The 16,726-nt window shown below is 63.6% G+C and carries 19 protein-coding genes; 3 read left to right on the top strand and 16 right to left on the bottom strand.

What is annotated here, in order from left to right; all coding sequences use genetic code 11:
• Position 1 precedes the first annotated feature (1 nt).
• The 3 genes from BGI27_RS01800 (at position 2) to BGI27_RS01790 (ending at position 3,070) form a co-directional block, all read left to right on the top strand.
• Positions 2-1,372, top strand: coding sequence for an HlyD family type I secretion periplasmic adaptor subunit (locus BGI27_RS01800; RefSeq protein WP_095523205.1), 1,371 nt, complete (start codon positions 2-4; stop codon positions 1,370-1,372).
• 3 nt (positions 1,373-1,375) lie between these two features.
• Positions 1,376-1,996: a response regulator transcription factor gene (locus BGI27_RS01795; protein WP_095523204.1), complete on the top strand. Its 621-nt coding sequence runs from the start codon at positions 1,376-1,378 to the stop codon at positions 1,994-1,996.
• A gap of 201 nt (positions 1,997-2,197) precedes the next feature.
• Positions 2,198-3,070: a retention module-containing protein gene (locus BGI27_RS01790; RefSeq protein WP_095523203.1), complete on the top strand. Its 873-nt coding sequence runs from the start codon at positions 2,198-2,200 to the stop codon at positions 3,068-3,070.
• A gap of 139 nt (positions 3,071-3,209) precedes the next feature.
• Here the strand turns inward: BGI27_RS01790 and BGI27_RS01785 are convergent, their stop codons facing one another.
• From BGI27_RS01785 to BGI27_RS01715, 16 genes are all read right to left on the bottom strand, one after another.
• Positions 3,210-3,956, bottom strand: a complete 747-nt coding sequence (locus BGI27_RS01785; RefSeq protein ID WP_095523202.1) for a DNA-methyltransferase — start codon at positions 3,954-3,956, stop codon at positions 3,210-3,212.
• Positions 3,922-4,116 carry a Com family DNA-binding transcriptional regulator gene (locus tag BGI27_RS18800; RefSeq protein WP_095523201.1) on the bottom strand — a complete coding sequence of 65 codons (195 nt, stop codon included), beginning with the start codon at positions 4,114-4,116 and terminating at the stop codon, positions 3,922-3,924. Before BGI27_RS18800 ends, BGI27_RS01785 begins: the two co-directional genes overlap by 35 nt.
• A gap of 233 nt (positions 4,117-4,349) precedes the next feature.
• A complete protein-coding gene (locus tag BGI27_RS01775; protein ID WP_170942886.1) occupies positions 4,350-4,772 on the bottom strand; it encodes a rhomboid family intramembrane serine protease in 423 nt (140 codons plus the stop codon).
• Between the two features lie 5 nt (positions 4,773-4,777).
• On the bottom strand, positions 4,778-8,059 hold the full coding sequence (locus tag BGI27_RS01770) for an SPRY domain-containing protein (protein ID WP_095523199.1): 3,282 nt from the start codon (positions 8,057-8,059) through the stop codon (positions 4,778-4,780).
• Complete coding sequence (locus tag BGI27_RS01765; protein ID WP_095523198.1) at positions 8,059-8,292, bottom strand: hypothetical protein; 234 nt, start codon at positions 8,290-8,292, stop codon at positions 8,059-8,061. The genes BGI27_RS01770 and BGI27_RS01765 overlap by 1 nt, the downstream gene beginning before the upstream one ends.
• A 3-nt stretch (positions 8,293-8,295) precedes the next feature.
• Positions 8,296-8,709: a hypothetical protein gene (locus BGI27_RS01760; RefSeq protein WP_095523197.1), complete on the bottom strand. Its 414-nt coding sequence runs from the start codon at positions 8,707-8,709 to the stop codon at positions 8,296-8,298.
• A complete protein-coding gene (locus BGI27_RS01755) occupies positions 8,700-9,992 on the bottom strand; it encodes a phage BR0599 family protein (protein ID WP_095523196.1) in 1,293 nt (430 codons plus the stop codon). Before BGI27_RS01755 ends, BGI27_RS01760 begins: the two co-directional genes overlap by 10 nt.
• Complete coding sequence (locus tag BGI27_RS01750; protein ID WP_095523195.1) at positions 9,985-11,163, bottom strand: hypothetical protein; 1,179 nt, start codon at positions 11,161-11,163, stop codon at positions 9,985-9,987. The genes BGI27_RS01755 and BGI27_RS01750 overlap by 8 nt, the downstream gene beginning before the upstream one ends.
• Before the next feature lie 2 nt (positions 11,164-11,165).
• The gene (locus BGI27_RS01745; protein WP_095523194.1) at positions 11,166-13,646 is read right to left on the bottom strand and encodes a tape measure protein; all 2,481 of its coding nucleotides are present in this window, start codon (positions 13,644-13,646) and stop codon (positions 11,166-11,168) included.
• A gap of 159 nt (positions 13,647-13,805) precedes the next feature.
• Positions 13,806-13,937, bottom strand: a complete 132-nt coding sequence (locus BGI27_RS18400) for a hypothetical protein (RefSeq protein ID WP_263406593.1) — start codon at positions 13,935-13,937, stop codon at positions 13,806-13,808.
• The gene (locus BGI27_RS01740; RefSeq protein WP_223871540.1) at positions 13,934-14,437 is read right to left on the bottom strand and encodes a DUF6631 family protein; all 504 of its coding nucleotides are present in this window, start codon (positions 14,435-14,437) and stop codon (positions 13,934-13,936) included. The genes BGI27_RS18400 and BGI27_RS01740 overlap by 4 nt, the downstream gene beginning before the upstream one ends.
• 14 nt (positions 14,438-14,451) lie before the next feature.
• Positions 14,452-15,204 (bottom strand): phage tail tube protein, encoded by a 753-nt coding sequence (locus BGI27_RS01735; protein ID WP_095523192.1) that lies wholly within the window; start codon positions 15,202-15,204, stop codon positions 14,452-14,454.
• Positions 15,201-15,392, bottom strand: a complete 192-nt coding sequence (locus BGI27_RS01730) for a DUF7210 family protein (protein WP_095523191.1) — start codon at positions 15,390-15,392, stop codon at positions 15,201-15,203. The genes BGI27_RS01735 and BGI27_RS01730 overlap by 4 nt, the downstream gene beginning before the upstream one ends.
• Positions 15,389-15,862, bottom strand: a complete 474-nt coding sequence (locus tag BGI27_RS01725; RefSeq protein ID WP_095523190.1) for a phage tail terminator protein — start codon at positions 15,860-15,862, stop codon at positions 15,389-15,391. Before BGI27_RS01725 ends, BGI27_RS01730 begins: the two co-directional genes overlap by 4 nt.
• Positions 15,859-16,362 (bottom strand): gp436 family protein, encoded by a 504-nt coding sequence (locus BGI27_RS01720; RefSeq protein WP_223871539.1) that lies wholly within the window; start codon positions 16,360-16,362, stop codon positions 15,859-15,861. The genes BGI27_RS01725 and BGI27_RS01720 overlap by 4 nt, the downstream gene beginning before the upstream one ends.
• Positions 16,359-16,712 carry a hypothetical protein gene (locus BGI27_RS01715; RefSeq protein WP_095523188.1) on the bottom strand — a complete coding sequence of 118 codons (354 nt, stop codon included), beginning with the start codon at positions 16,710-16,712 and terminating at the stop codon, positions 16,359-16,361. The genes BGI27_RS01720 and BGI27_RS01715 overlap by 4 nt, the downstream gene beginning before the upstream one ends.
• Positions 16,713-16,726: the final 14 nt, after the last annotated feature.

Genomic DNA, 16,726 nt, shown 5'->3' with positions numbered 1-16,726 from the left:
GATGAAACTCCTGGCACGCCTCACCGCCCTGTTCGATCGGGGAATGGACCGTCTGGACCCGCCCAGTGGTGGCAGCAGCGAGGATTTCATCGTGGATGCCGATTGGGCCATCCGCGAGCAGAAGGCGCGCGGTGCGCGTGCGGTCGTCTGGCTGACAGCGCAAGGGCTGCTGATCATGCTTGTCTGGGCCGCCTTCGCACAGCTCGACGAAGTCACCAAGGGCGAAGGCCGGGTGATCCCCTCCCGTCAGGTCCAGATCCTTCAGAGCCTGGATGGCGGCATCGTCTCGGAAATCCTTGTCAAAGAGGGGCAACAGGTGCGGGAAGGGCAACTGATGCTGCGCCTCGATCCAACACGCTTCGTCTCCAACCTGAAGGAAAACCGCGCCGAATACCTCTCGCTGCTCGCCAAGGCGGAGCGGCTGCAGGCGCTTGCCGACGGCAAACCCTTCCTGGCGCCGCAACCGGTGCTCACCGAAGCCCCCGAGATCGCCGAACAGGAACGGGTGCTCTACGAATCCGCACGCGCGGAAGCTGCAGCCAGCATCGGCATCGCACAACAACAACTGACACAGCGGAATCAGGAGCTGAAGGAAACCATGGCACGGCAGACTACCGCTCAGCACGGGCTGGATCTGACACAGCAGGAACTGGAGAAAACCCGCCCGCTCACCCGCACCGGTGCGGTGTCGGACGTGGAACTGCTCCGCCTTGAACGGGATGTCTCCCGCTACCGGGGCGAACGTGACATGACTTCCGCCCAGATCCCCCGCATCCAGGCAGCCATCGGCGAAGCGCAGCGCAAGATCCAGGAGGTGGAGTTATCGATCCGCAATAAGGCACGCAACGAACTCTCCGACGTCAATTCACGCCTGGGGCGGCTGAGCGAAGGCAGCGTGGCGCTGGAAGACCGCGTCAAGCAGGCCGAGATCCGCTCGCCAGTGAATGGCACGGTCAAACGTCTGCAGGTCAACACGCTGGGCGGTGTCGTACAGCCCGCGAAGGACATCGTCGAAATCGTGCCCAGTGACGACGCCTTGCTGCTTGAGGCCCGCGTCCTCCCGCGCGACATCGCCTTCCTGCGACCGGGACAGAAAGCGCTGGTCAAATTCACCGCTTACGATTTCTCGATCTATGGCGGGCTGGAAGGCACGCTGGAAAACATCAGCGCAGACTCCATCATCGACGAGAAGGGCAACGCCTTCTATCTGGTGAAAGTCCGCACCCTGAATCCGACCATTGGCGACCAGCAGTTACCCATCATCCCCGGCATGGTGGCTGAGGTGGACATCCTGACCGGCAAGAAAAGCATCCTCGCCTATCTGATGAAACCCGTCCTCCGCGCCCACGCCAACGCGCTACGGGAGCGCTGAAACATGAGCCATGCAAGCAGCCTGATCCTGACCACCAGCGATGCGACCTTCGAGCGCTTCCGCCATCAGTCGCCTTTGAACCGCGCCATGCGCAGCGCAGACAGCCGGGATATCGACACCCTGCCAGCACGTAGCCTCGTCGTCATCGATCTAGACTTGGCACGTACTCCGCCCGCCTCGCAGCAAGCAAGCTGGCGCGCTCGTGGCATTGCCCACCGCCTCATCGTTGCCAGCAAAAACCCCTCGGATGACGAAGGGCTGATCTGGCTGGATCTGGGCGCAGCCGGCTACTGCCATGCCCTTGCCAGCGATGCCACGCTGCGCCAGGTGCTGGATGTAGTCATCAGCGGTGAGCTCTGGGTGGGACGTAGCCTCATGAACCGCCTGCTCAAAGGCGTTGGTAGCCGCACACATCAGGTCAACACGGCACGCTGGGCAGAGCAACTCACCCCGCGCGAGCAGGAGGTCGCCCGCAGGGTTGCCGAAGGAGAAAGCAATCTGACCATCAGCCAGGCTCTGGGCATCACTGAACGAACGGTCAAGGCACATCTGACCACCATCTTCGAGAAGATCCAGATGGACGATCGCCTGCATCTCGCACTGAAGATCCACGGCATCCGCTGAGCCCCCGGGGAAACCCCGATCCATACCCGAATGGGTGTGTTTGCAGCATGACAACGCGCTGTCGCTTGTGAAATTGATCACACGCCCTGCAACGCGTAACAGTTGCTAACTCTTCCTAGTACCCAGGTACAGTATCCATATGGAATTCACCTCCTAGAGTCAAAGCTCCCAACGGAGACTGCAGACAAGAGGTTGAAAACCATGGCCACGGAAAACAACGCCCCGATCCATTCCGCCGTCGTCATCCGCATCGACGGCAATGCCTACATCCGCAACGAACAAGGCCAGCTGCAGGCCATCAAGGCCGGAGATCGCATAGAAGAAGGCCAACGCATCGTGATCGATGCCCAAGGACAACTCGTCGTGATGCTGGACAACGGTCGGGCTGTCGATATCTCCGGTGGTCAGGAATTCACCGCTGATGCGGAAATGCTGGCCCCCACCGGCGTGGATCGCAACGAAGCCGCCGTCGCACAAGGCTCCGACGCAGCAGTACAGAATGTCATCGCCGCCCTGGAAGCAGGGCAAGACCCCTTCAATGTCCTGGAACCCACGGCGGCGGGTGTCGCCGCGGAAGCCGGCACTGCCGAGGGTGCTCATGGCTTCGTGCGCCTGATGCGCATCGTTGAGGACACCACACCACAAGGGTTCGAGTTTTCTGCACAGCAAGCCTCGGGCGACACTGCACTGGTCACACCCGCCACGGAGGACGACAGGCCTGCGGCCCAGGCGGACGCGGCCTCACAGCAAGCGACGCTTGCCGCACCAACCGTACAGATCCTCACCGACAGCAATGCCGACGGGTTCATCAACCGAGCAGAGCAGGGCAGCACCGGAAGCGCCACGGTCAAGATCGACCTCCCCACAGGAACCAGCGTCGGCGACACCCTGACAATCACGGACGGTCAGGGCAACACACAGACGCACACGATCACTGCGGAAGATCTCAGCAACGGCTGGACCACGACAGTTACCTACCCGGCAGAAGGCGAAACACTGCAGGTCATCGCCGTGGTCACCACGCCGGACGGAACCTCCTCGCCCCCAGGATCCGCCGCCGCCCAACTAGATTGAAGCCGCGCGCGATAAATTCGCACGCTGAAACGAGATAAATCGTCGCGCCGTACTTTTGCGCCACACGAAATGAAATTGCGTAGGGCAAACAACGAAGACCGGCGAGTGCCGGTCTTCTGCTTTGTGTCGCTACCGACACTCAGCGGTTACGCAATCGCTCCACTGACACATCGAAGTAACGGGCACTCAACTCGATGCCGGTGAACTTCTTCCCGGCCTGCAGTGCTGCCATGCCGGTGGTTGCGGAGCCCATGAAGGGGTCGAGGATGCTGGGGCCGCAAGCGGCCACCAGAGAATCCATCAGCGCCAGCGGCTTGCCGACCTGGTGCAGCTTCTCGCTGGGTTTCTGCTGCACCCGGAACAGGCCGGGCGAGTATGTAACACCCGCTAACGGCCCCTTGCTTCCCCACAGGAAGAACTCCGTCTGTGCCCGGAATCCTCCCCTGTAAGGCCTGGCGCTGCCAGCTTTGTCCCAGACACCTGTGCCGCGCCAGGTGAAGCCGGCGGCCTGCAGTGCGTCCGAGGTGACGGGCAACTGTCGCCAGTCACTGAAGACGATCATCAGCCCGCCTGGGTTCAGCTTGTCGTAACACAGCGCCATCCACAATGCGGACCAGTGCAGATAGCTGCGCTGGTCTTTGCTGTCGCCAGCGAAGTCCGGGAGATCGGAGCTGCAGTTGTTCAGGTACTTGGCGCCTGTGGATGCGGCGCGGCTTCCCTTCGACTGGCCACCGCTGGAGTACGGCGGATCGGTCACTACAGCATCGAATCCGCCGGCCAATTGCGGGATCGCCGCAAGGCAGTCTCCTTGATACAGATCTGCGCCAGGCACACCGACGTACCTCACGTTGTTAAAGAGCTTCGGGTGTTGCTGTTGCACTTCCATGTAACGCTTCCTTTCGGACAGACGCTCCATGGCGTTCGGGTTCGGGGCTCGCGGCCCTCAGAAGATTGATGGCCCCGCAACGGGGGCACTTGATGTTGAGTGCCGAATAGACCGCCTGGGCGAGTTTCCGGCCGCAGCCGGCACAGCGAACTACTTGCATCACGCGCAAATCCCTTGCATCTGGTGATAGCCTTGGCCCTGCCTGTACAGGCGGGAGGGCCTTGGCCACGATCTGCAGCGCGCTTGCGGACACGGGTGGCGCTACCTGGTGTTCCCGCACCGGGTGGCGTCGCCCTCTTTCTCACGTTTCTCCTGAGCCCGGATCGCCCGGGCGGTTCCTGAGTTCCTTTTGGTGTTGGCCGCCAGTTGCTGTGGCTCAGTGAATTTCGGGGCTTATTCCTGACGGACTTTGCATCGTGGCGCGCCACGCTGCCCAGGAGAGACTCGGTGAATAAAGATGGCGCCGGCCCAGCCAAGAGCCGCGCCGATCAAGTGAGCCGACCAGGCAACTGAGCTGTTCGGGGCGGCGAACCAGAGAACTGCCTGCACGACGATCAGCAGTGTGATGCCGGCGCGTGCGGCATGATCATGTGGGAACAGCAGCAGCTGGGCGCCAGCCAACGCGAACACTGTGGCACTTGCGCCAATCACCGGACGCTCGATCAGCCACGCTGCGCAGTGGTTAGCCAACTCGCCTGCGATGCTGGCCAGCACCACCGCAGGCAGCAAGCCAATGGCACGTGCCACACGCGGGGCGAACATCGCCAGGCTCAGCAGGTTGGCCACCAGATGCCAGATCGATGCGTGCAGAAACATGGATGTCACCATGGCGCGAACCCGTCGGGCGGGTACTTCAATGTCTCGGCGAAGGTGAGTGCACAGACGTTCAATGAAGTGTTCGAGTATGAGCAGATATGCGGCTCCCAGCTGCCCGTCGCCCCCGCGACCGAGAATGCTTCTCCAAGGTCTATCCCGTTCTTATAAAAATGTACCCTTGTGGTCCCGGAAACGACCTGCATAGAAACTCCGATGATGTCTCCGGTGGAGAACCCCAGTGCGTATGCGCTATAAGTGCCGTTGCTGCGTTTTTGACCACTGTCGAAATACTGGTACCGACCGCCGTCGCCAGCGTTGCTTGTGCTTCCAGAACTTGACGTCGTGGAGGTGCCAGCAACTGCGATGCCTATTGCTGTAGCACCAGCATTTACCGTATCCACGGTAACTTCGAAATACCAGCTTCCCGAACTGGCAACGTGCTGTACGTTGGCTTTCCCCTTGTGCCAATTCGCTGGTGCATTCGGACCGCTTGTAAACGTTTTGCCGCCATTGCTGATCACTGCGCCCGGAGATGTCCCCTGGGTGATCCAAGTTAATACCTGAGCGATCGGAGGGGGCGTGGCGTCAAGATAGAAGTCACACGTCAGCTTTTGATAGCTGGGCAGACCAGCACGCGTAGACCACACCTGCAACCGCACGTCACCGCCAAATTCTGGCGAAAACGCGTGCGATAAGTCAGACACGTTGTCTGCAGCATATATTTCGGTCAACGCTGGTCGTGCGAGCAGGCGGATCGAGTACAGCGTACCTTCCTCCGGTTCGACGGCGCTGTCAGTAAAGGCGACCAGCATGTCCGCCTGCAGCACCCTGTTGCGTGATGTGTAGGTGATCAAAATATCGTCAGTGGTAGGTCTCAAACCGACTTCATCCGGGAAGTACTCCCCATTCACCTGCATGTTCGCAGGCGGATACGGTCGCACCTGGCGCTGATCGAAGGTAAGGGACTGGGTCGTGGCGGCTGACTCGGCCAGCAACTGGCTCCCCGAATTCGTCAGCAGCTTCACGTCGATGGTTTTTCCATCCGAGTACTCGGTGGCATCGCTCGCGGCGGCTACCTGCCAGAACCACAAGCGGCTGCCGGCGGCGTGCTCCTGCGGCACAGTGTCCGCACACGCGCGTGCGATCTCTATCGTGCCGGCCGCCACGTCGATTGCGTCCACGCGGCCAATCTCGCCATCCCAGAGCACAGCGGCGCCGACGGTGACCTTGTCGAGCAGCTTGCCGGCCGCCAGGGTGAATACGGTATTCATGTAGCCCGCAGCCTCCACAACCGTGGCTGTCGGGCACCATTCCTCGCGATCGACTTCCGCAAACGAGGGGCCACCACTGGAGACAGCCATCACGTAACCGAAGTTGCGGGTGGGGTCCGACGCCACGGCCAGCGCGTACCCCACATCGGCGGGCAGCACCGACAATTCAGCGCGCGGGAGTGTTGCGCAGACGTTGATGTACGGCGCTTCAAACACGCGTTGATCGACGATTGCCGTCGGCGCCTGCGGCGAGGTATCCACCCCGGTCTCGACCTCGAGCACCGTGGTCTGCGGCAGGCTGTAGACGTCCTGCGTGAGCTGCAACGCGATAGCGCCGCTCTTCAAGTTGCCCTCCTGCTTGCCGGAGACGATGCAGACCATGTCCGCGATCCGGCGCTTCGGGCTCTGCAGACGCACGTAGGCATTCGGCTCCAGCGCATAAGCCGCGCCCGGCATCACCTTGAGATCGAAGGCCTGCAGGGGCGACATCTTGGCGCGCAGATCCCGCTCGGCCACACGCAGGGCCAGCTCCGCCGTCGGGATCTCGGGATATTCCACCACCTGGTGGATCAGGCCGAAGGCGTCGATCAACTCCGGCGCCTGCATCGGGGATGTGGTGATGTTCCGCTTCTGGTCCGGATCGTAGTACTTCACCGCCAGGCTGTTTACGGCACTGACCAGCGTGGTCGGCTGCTTGCTGAATTCGAGAATGTCATCGTCGGTGATGACCGGCAGGCTCTCAAGGTCATACTCGCCGTTAGCGATGTTCAGCCGCAGCTTGCCGTCGATCGCGCTGCGCTGCACGCTGCAGTTACCCACCTTCTGGATGCGCTCGCGGAAGGTAGCCAGGCTCTCCTGCGCCGGCGAGCGCGAGGTGCAGATGCCGAAGCCGTTGGCGTAAAACCAGTCCGCCGCCGTGCGCCAGGATGCATCGTCCATGCTCTCGGCGGGCTCGCGGCCCATGCCCGGATCGGTGCAGGCCTGGTAGAGCACGTGGGCGAGATTCATGGCGGCCAGGCCACTGTACAGCACGCCACGAATGACGCCGACCATTGCCGACGGATCACCGCCAGAGACCACAGCCACATCCACGTCATCCACGTTGTGCACCATGGCGGTGTAGGTGGTGTTGGTCAGATCGATGTTGATGCCGTAGCACAGCAGGCCTGAGACCTGATCGACGTAGGCGCGAGCGGCCAGCGCAGTGGCCTCCTGCGGTGCATCCGGCTCACCGTCCGTGATGAAAAAAGCCAGCTTCTGGGCGCTGGTGCTGCTCACGCCGGCATAGAAGGCAGGCATCCCCTGGGTGCCCACTGCAAAGTTTGTACCCCCGGATGCCGTGCGGGCGGAAATCCAGGCTTGCAGGTCTGCAATATCATCCGCTGTGCAGTCGCGGCGCATGATGGTCTGCGCCGTGCCGAAACCGGAAAACATGATGTCCAGCGAGGTGCCGTCAATCGAATCTCCCAACTGATCCAGCACGGCGATCAGCGCGGTCTTCATGTTCGTCAGCCGGGTACCGGCCATCGAGCCCGACAGATCAATGGCGAAATAGAGGGCGACCTTCGCCCCCAGGCGCATGGCGATTGCGGCACGGCTCTCATACCAGCACGTATCATCCGCCCAGCCTTTTACCGCGCGCCGCAACTTGTAACTGGCAGCCGCCGGATACGATGACATCGCGCCGTAGCGCCCGCCACGCCATACCACGGTGGCCAGGCCGCGCCAGGCTGGCACCTGCTCCCCCAGGGCCGAGAGCAAGTAATCGTTCGGCTGCTGATCGACCTCGCCGAACATCACATCGAGCTCGCCCACGATGCCGCCCTGATCGCTCTCGCCGCCGAAGAGATCCGGAGCATTCACGCTGATGCGGCCGGATTGCGTAAGGGCGCCAGACCAGGCGGTTTTGTCGCCACAGCGGAATTCCAGGAACGCATCGATCGGCGCTTCGCACAAACCATGATGAAACATCGGGCGGTACCAGTAGCCGACGGTTTGTTTCTTGCTGCTGCCCATCAGCGAGCCTCCTCGTTGTTACAGCGGCGGGCCCACTCGACCAGGGCGAGCGCCAGCGGGTCGCCGGTGGCCGTGAGCTGTTCAGCCGGAAGGCCGTTGCGCACGAACTCGCGCCAGGGCAAGCCCAGCATTGCGAAGTACGGGCGCGCACCAGTGCGGCAAAAGCCCGGGCGCTGGCTGTAGCCGGGGATGGTGAGCAGGTGGCGAGTGGTGACAATCAGATCCTGGCTCATGGCTCACTTCCTGATCGCGTCCGTGCCCATCATCTTCCAGGCCAGCACGAACTGATCCGAGATCCACACGGTGCCGAAGATCTGCAGCACGTCTTGCCCGTCTTCAGTGGTTGGTGCCGTGCCGCTCTGCGCGCTGCTGTCTTCAACTTTCGGCTGGTTTGCGTACGCCATGTAGGCTGCCACCAGGGCAATCACCAGTTGCACTACCACCCAGATCCAGGACTTTGCCGGCTGGTCCGGCGGCAGGGGCATCAGCGATGCAATGCTCACGCGGATGATCTGCACCAGCACCACCAGGCAACCGAGCACCACCAGCCAGCGGCGTGCCAACTCGCCGGCCGGGGTATCCAGCCACCAGAAACGGATGCGCCAGGCCCAGATGTTGAGCCGGCGGCGAATGCGTGCGATCAGCCCCATGACATGCTCGACCCTTCCGGTGCTTTCACCGGCTTGTAGATGGCGCCGCCGTAATTAAGCGTGTTGCCGCGTGCGGCGCAGGCTGCCCAGGTGCGCGGGCAAGTCGGCAACGCGCGCACGGCAGTGTCGATGCCGGGGTTCGGCCCGCCGGCGGTCAGCGTCAGCGTGTCGCTGCCGAGCACATGCGAGGCGATACCTCGGCGGATCAACAGGCCGTTGGTGGCCGTGTACGTGAGGTAGCCACCGGCCAGCGTGAACAACGCGCCGGCGAACTCGGCGGCAGTGAGCGTGAGGCCATCCACAGCAGTGAGTACTGCATCGACCCACAGCGGGATCGTGTACGCCGTGACCACGCTGGCCACCGCGAGGCCGGTCACGTCATCGAGCGTCAGCGTGGTGCCGGCGTGTGCCGTGATGTTCGCGCTGAAGGCCTGTTCTTCCACGTCCTCCCACTCGACCGTGGCATCCACGGTCAGGCCGGTCACGTCGCTCAGCGTGAGCACGCTGCCGGCGATCGCACTCACCGTGGCCACGCGCGGTGTGACGCCATCGAGCCAGGTCAGTTCGGTGCCGACCTCGATGTCGGTCACGTCATCGAGCGTCGCTGTCGAGCCTGCCACCGCCGTTACGACGGCGCTGCGCGCCACCGGCATATCCGCCAACCACGCGGCCGTGCCGCCCACGAAGGTGCGCGCCTGCGCGACGAATTCAGCGGCGGTGATGTTGTTGCCGGCCACCGCCGTCAAAGTGCCCACGACTGCGATGGGGCCGGGGATCAGGTTGCAGCCGCGCAAGCCTGTGGAATACACCGTTTTCCAGCAGCTGATCTGCCACTTCGCGCCCTGGTTGATGGCCTTCGAGGTATTGGGCGCCGGCTCGCATGTCAGCTCCATCTCAACGTCGCCGAACTTCACGCCGGTGACCACGCCCGTCCATTGCGCCACCGGCAAATCCGTTGCGCCGTAGTGCCCCTCGGCGCAGATCACGCGCACGTCGTCACCCGGCACCCAGGGTTGCCAGTTGTCGCCCAGCGCCTGCGTTGCCGGGTAGCTCTCGGCGGCGGGGTCCAGCAGGTACGCAAGCTTGATGGTGATCTTGTCCTTCGCGGGCTCGGGCGTCTGCTTGATGTCACTGCGGCTGATCTGGGCAGACAGCCAGGTGTGCTCGCCGAGGGTGATATCGCGGTCAGCCGTGCAGTAACGCCAGGTGAGGCTCTGCCGGATGAAGAGGAAGAAGCGCACCGGCTTGCCGCCGAAGCGCGCACGTTGGAGCGCGTCAAACATCGGGCAGCACCGCAGAGAAGCCCAGGCTCACGCTGGCGATGCCGTCCTGGTCGGTAGTGTGCTCGATCTCGGCCGCGTCGCTGGCCAGCGTGGCCAAGCTCATGATCGAGACCTGCCGGATGTGCTCGGGCTGGATCGTGCCGCCCAGGGCGGCCGAAAGCGTAAGGGTTTCCTTGTCGCCCACGGCCTCGGCGGCTGCCGTGATGCGGCGATAGTGGCGGGTGCCGTCGAAAAGCTCGATGCACACATCGCGCCGGTTCGGCTTGCCCGCCGCCAGCCGGGTATAGCCGCACCACTCGATGCTCATGGCCGCGCCTGTGATCGCGGCCACCGGGCGCAGATCGTCGGCCCAGCTCGGCAGCCAGATCGGCGTGCCGCGCCCGCGCAGGGTGTAGAGCAGGCTGCGCAGCCAGGTATGCTCATCGCGGCCCTGCACGATGAAGCGGTTCTGCTGCGCCGGCAGCGCAACGCCGGAGAGATCGTGCACCACGGGTGCGGCGATGCCGTAATCGACTGTCGAGAGCATGCGCTCCCAGCTTTGCGAGATCTCGCTCGATTCGTCCGGCCGCACCTCGAGCACGGGATGCCCGAGGTATTCGGTAGCACTTGCCAGCGCCGGCCAGTCGCAGGGCTCCACGAAGTCGAACGTCAGCGAGCAGCGAGCCAGCTGCGCGTTGCTCAGGCGCTGCTCCGCGCCAGCCTCCACACGCGCCAGGCGCAGCGGATAAAGGCGAGAGCCCGCGCCATAGGCGTTCACCGTGGGCGCGGCCAGCACCAGGCGGTCAGCATCCACGGCCTCGATCTCGACGAATTCATGCTCGCGCATTGAGGTGTAGAGCAGCGCACGGCCGCCGGCAATGAAATCAAAGCCGGCCGTAGCGCACGGGATCTCGCTGCTCGCTGCAGCCAGGGGCGCACTGAACCACTGCACATCGAACCACACAGGCAACTGCCACAGGCCACTATGACCGGCCAGCAGCATGCGAGCCGCGCGGAAGGCCTGCGCCTGGTCGAAGACCTCAAACGTAAGGCTGCGGCGCGGGCCGATGCGCAAGCTGCGATGCTGGCTCCGCGCCGTTGCACTGGCGCGCAATACGTCTGTGCTCCACTCCAGGCGTTCCTGCACGCCGTTGGTCCAGTCGGGAGGGATCGGCCACACGCGCGCTGCCATGCTCACCACTCCGCCCGGATGGCATTGCCGTTCTGACTGGCGATGCCGACCACGGCCTTTTCCATCGTGGGATGCTGCGCCAGGCGCTGCGCGAGTTCGTCCTCATTATTGAGCAGGTACACGCACATGCGGTTGTTCACGTTCGGCGCCATCATCTTCGCGGGCTCGGCCAGCTCGCCGCCGCCGGCAGAGATCAGGCCGCCCTCGGCGTAACCGCGCCAAGCATCCAGAGCAGCCATGCCGCGCGCGTTGAAGTCCCGCAAGAAGGGCAGCGCGCCGGGCTCGCTCACCGAGCGCTGCTGCACCATGAACTCCCCGTTCGAGGCCCAGATCGGAATGCTGTCGCTGGTGCCCGAGCCAGGGCCGGTGATGTGCCCGCCCGTGGCGAATTTGGCCGCTGCCAACAGCGTGGCGATCTGCGCCCCTTGCGCGAATGCGGCAGCGATAAAGCCAATGTTGGTTGGATAGCCAACCTTGCTCGCCTCGGCCACGTTCTGCGCCAGCGCAACTGCCGCTTGTGCAGCCGCGAACGCCTTGCTGGCCGCGAACATGGCCCGATAGACGCCCGACTGCTCGCCGGCGAACGTCTTCGTGACATCGACCATCGAATCGAGCGAGCTGCCGATCTGCGTCGCCGTGAGCTGCTGCTGTGCCTCCTGCAACGCAGCCAACTGGTCCGCGTGCTGTTGCTGCAGCGTCAGCTCCTGCGCATCCCACTGCTCGTTCAGATCCGCCCGCTGCTCGCGAAACAACGCCAGGCGCGCGAGCTGGTCGGCGTACCACTCATCCAGCTTCGTCTTCGATTGATCCAGACGGTACTGCTCGCTATCCACGCCACCGATCTCGGGCGAGAGGCCGGCGAACTCCGGCGGCTTTGTGAAAGCGGCTGCGCCGATCTTGTCCAGCTCGGCACTGTACTGCTGGCTGTTGATGATGCCGGCAGCCAGCGCTTCGTTCAGCGTCTTGATGCGCTCGATAATGGTTTCAACAGCAGCCTCCGCCGGCGTGGCCAGCGAGCCGCGCAGCGAGTCATACGCGCGCTGGGTTTTCTCGATCTCCTTGCGGCGTTCCTCTTCTTCCTTCTTGGCCTTCTTCTCGGCTTCGGTCTTCGCTTCGTCCGCCGCGAGGGTATCCAGCGCGGCCTGGGCGCGTGTGCGCAATACGGTGGAGAGATTCTTCTCGGCCAGTTCATAGGCCCGCACCTGGGCGGCCGTCATGCCGACCGTCGCGGCCTGCTTCTCGAGCGATGCGACGTAGCTCTCTGCGGCCTTACGGCGGGCTTCTGCCTGCGCATCTTGCTTCGGCGTGTCGGGCGCTTCGGCGGGAACGATCTTCGGGGGCGTAGTGACTGCGGGTGCTGGCGCAGGAGCGCCGGATCCGTTTTTCGGTGCCTGATCACGCATTTCCTTGTAGCGCGCGATCTGCTGCTCAGTTAAATCAATCTGCTGCTTGATCTCGTCAACACCAAACCAGCTGACCAGTTCTGCTTGCCCATTGCGAGAGGCCCCGACGCGGAAGCGCTCCCAAGGTCTGTCGAGCATGTTCTGCCAGCGCTCAAGCTGATCCTCCAGGCGAACGATATCGTCGCCCGCCGCGCCATACATTCGCGCGGCAATCTCTTCTGTACCCCACTTCACCACGTCGACAGTTGTCTTGATGGTATCCACGATGCCGTTCAGGGCAGTCACGATGCCGTTGGCCATCGTCACCGCAGCATCGATCGTCGCCGGATCCTGCAGCAGCCGCGCCAGATCGGCGACGTTCTCGGTGAAGACGTTGCTGGCACCCGTGGCTCCATTCACCTTGCCGGCAAACACCGTGAGCGCATTCGTGAATTGCACCGTCGCGTCGCGCGTTGAAACGCTCATGGCCTCGGCTGCGAATTGATTCTCAGCGAGCGATTGGCGCAGCCCTTCGTTCAGTGCCTGCAGCGAGAGCTTGCCCTGCGCACCCAGGTTCTGGATCTCCAGCGCGGTGCGGCCCGTGGCCTTGGCCACGTTGTCGATGATGCTCGGCGATGCCGCGATGATGCTCGCCCAGGCATCCGCATCGACCCGGCCCTTCGCCAGACTCTTCGAGTAGGCATCCATCGCGCTGCCGGCCTTCTCTGCCGTGGAAGCATCGCGCACGAATGCATACGAAAGCGAATCGGAAATGTCGAGCACGTCGTCGAGCGAGTAGCCCAGCGATTGCAGCGTGCGGCTGGTGCCGAGGAACACCTCCTGCGCTTCGCCCAAACTGCGATACGTGCCGTTGGCAGTCTTCAGCAGCCGGGTCTGGACCTTGTCATAGTCCTCTGCGCTGGCCGTGGCGTTGCGGATGCGGTCGGCGTTCTGCCCGTAGGCATCCGCAAGCTGTGCCATGTAGCTCAGCGTGCGCAGGCCAGCGTACGCCGTGGCCAGCTTGATCGCGGCCGACATCGCGTCGTTGGCTTTTCCCAGGGCGCCCTCGAACTTGCCCACCTGATTCGTGGTGCTGTTCAACGCGGACGGAGTTCGTGGTTTTGGCAGCACCGCCGATGCCCTCGATTGTCACCGTGAAGTTCACTACTTCACGGTGGGCCTGTGCGAGGTCTGCGCGGATGCGCAGGGCGAGTTCCATATCACGTGCCACGGGCTATTCCTTGAAAACGAAAGATGGGATCAATCCGGATCGAGCTTGCGCAGCGCCTCCTTCGCTGCATCACCACCAACCATGCCGAGGTTCGTGGCCATCAATGCGCGGGCCTGTGCCCGCGCTTCTGACGCAAGCGCCTCGCGGTAGAAGAGCGTCAACTGGCGTGCGGTGTAGCCGCCGAGGTCCGCGCGGCTGTGGCCGTGCTCGATGAGGGTTGAGAAGATCCGGCCCCAACCTGCAACACGCGACGCATCAGCGCGGGGCGCAGCAGCCGGCGCATGAAAAAACCCTGATTCACAGCCCACCAGGTGAGCGCGAGGTTTTCGCCGTCCTCACCGCCCAGCGCGCGGATCCAGTCCAGCGGCTGGCCAGTCGAGATCGCCACCAGCCCACGCACGCCTTCCCAGTGTGCCGCCAGCACATCGAGCACCACGTTCACGCCGGATTCGGTCTGCAGCGCATCCGGCGGGATTGCACCCAGCGCATCCGCCAAGTCTGCCAGCACCGCATGGTGCGCAACCTGCTCTTCGAAGGTCAGCTCGCGCACCGTCAGCTGAACGCCGGCGACGGTGATCTCGCGGTCCGGGAACAGCACCGCGAGATCGTCGGCGGGCGCAGCGGCTTTTCGGCTCCGGCGCGCAGCCGGTTTTGGCGCCATCTTCCTTGCCATGATCAGCTCGACTTCTTGGCGAGCAGGCGGGCATAGCCGCCATCGGCCGCATTACGCGGGTCGTACATCAATGCCGCATTGAAGGGCAGCGAGCCGTACTCCGGGTTGAGCAGCGCGAGGTTGGCTACCGGATCGAATTGCACACGGAAGCAATCGATGATCACCGGCTGATCGCTCTCGGTATCGATACCGTCGAAAATCAGATAGATCTCTTCCGGCACGTTTTTGAAGAAGCCGATGTTGTCGTAGCTAGCTGCCGTGTAAGCCGCGCTGAATGGCTGTACATGGCCGCTCACATCGAGCAGCCGGATGGCGCGCTGATTGTGGCCTGCGAACTCGTAGCGATCGGTATCGACCGTGGCGGCCGTGGGTGTTGCGGAATCTGTGAGCACCAGGCCGGAGGCGTACGGCTGATCCAGCATGATGATGTCGCCATCCACCAGATCATCCGGAAACTCCTCTCCGGTCACGCTGCCGCCAGCTTCGTCGATCGATTCACTATGCAGCAGCAGGGCCAGATTACGGATGCTCCATTCATCCAGCACGCCGCTGAGCGTTGCTGTCTTATCCGAATACATGCGGCCGTAGAGGCCACGCGAGCCGCTGAAGGTCTCCTTCTTGTCGACCGCCGTCACGCCCAGGTTGAGCGTGGCTTCGGCCACGTTGCCGGCCCATACCGAGATGCCCGGCTTGCCGTTGGCCTGACGCTTGGCGAAGTGGAACTCGCCCTGCAGGCTGTAAAGACCTTGCTTCATTTGGCACCTTCCTTGGCCTGCGCGGCTGGCTTGTTGATGATGCCGGCGCCAGCGAGCCAATCGCGCTCGGGCTCGGTCACCTGGATCTTGTCGCCGGTGGCATAGCGCGTACCGGCGTGGGTGTGCGGCTTCAGCAGCGTCACATCGAGCTTCGTTGCGACCTGCTTCGGCGCGGCGTCTTTTGTCATGGCTTGCTCCCGATTGAATGTTGCGTGGTGAAAACGTCGCCCCAGAGCAGCACGCCCGCGTCGTACCCGATCACACGACCGCTGCGCCACATCACCGGCCGGGCGAGCGACAGGCCCGGAGGCTGCCAGCCGATCAACGCGTCGCGTACTTTCCCGATCAATGGCATGGCATCGCGCACAGCTGGTGCGCCGCGCTGGTAGCGGGCGTTCTGCACAGCCAGCACCACGCCGAACTCGACGATGGCGGGCTGGCGTGCCTTGGCCGTTGATGCCGAGCCCGTCGAGCCGGCGGCCTGCCCAGACGCGGCGCGTTCATTGACCAGGAGCGCGAATGCCTCGGGCGGGCGGAAGCTCTGGAAGTCCGTGATCGAGGCGTAGTCCGCAGCGCCGCGCACTTGTTGCAGTGCCTTGCCGAGCTCGCCGGCCAGGCGCTGGATGGCAAGGTCGATATCAAAGGGCGCGGAACTCATGCCACCCGCCCCTTGAAGTCGTGGCGGCCGGAGACGAATTGCACGCCGCCCGCGCTGGATGCCTGCACCGGGTCATCGATGCCCAGGCTGAACCGGCCGCTCTCAACCTGCTCGAGGAAGCGGATCGCATCCTTGTAGTCACGCACCACCGGATCGGTGTACTCGCGGCTGACGCGCTCGCCATTGAGCTTGTAACGGGTGATCGCGCGCGCCCAGGTCACCAGCAGCGGATGCGGTTTGGTCAGCGGCAACGTGTAGCGCGCGCCCAGGTAGCCGTCCATCAGACCGCCCGTTTCGATGACCGCATTCGTGATGCGCTCGATCGCGCGGTCCGCGTGAGCGATTTCCTCGGCGGTGTAGGCGCTGCGATCGCCGCCGGTCAGCGAGAGATCCAGCAGCTCCGGATCCACCAGCGCGCCATGGCGATCGCTCGCCACCTGTGAAAGCTCGAGCGCACCAGGCAGATCGGAGAGCTGTTGCAGCGTGACGTACATGCTCATTGCTCCTCGAGCGCGACATGCAGGCGCGGGTCTGTTGCGATGGCCTGCAGGTCATCCTCGCCGAACTCCGCCGTATCCACCGGCACCGACTCCGGCCCCCAGCGCCGGCCGCCACGACGATGGCCGGTGGGCAGCAGCGAGCGCACGTGCATAACCATCTTGCGGCCCCCGTTGGGGGTGTTTCCAGTTGCTTCGGAAACAGTGGCGTCAGACGTAGCCGGTTGCGTGGCATCCAGGGCAGCCGCCGTAGCGGCCGCCCCTTCCGCCGATGCAACCACCTTGTCTTCAACCTGCGCGGCGGTCGCTTTCGATGCAGTCTTGCCCCTGGGCTTGGTGGCTTTTGTGCTCATGGCAGGCCCTTGGT

The sequence above is a fragment of the Candidatus Dactylopiibacterium carminicum genome (assembly GCF_014736495.1).
Lineage (GTDB): Bacteria > Pseudomonadota > Gammaproteobacteria > Burkholderiales > Rhodocyclaceae > Uliginosibacterium > Uliginosibacterium carminicum.
Note: the sequence above shows the minus strand (reverse complement) of the source record. Positions and strands in the feature narration are given on the sequence as shown.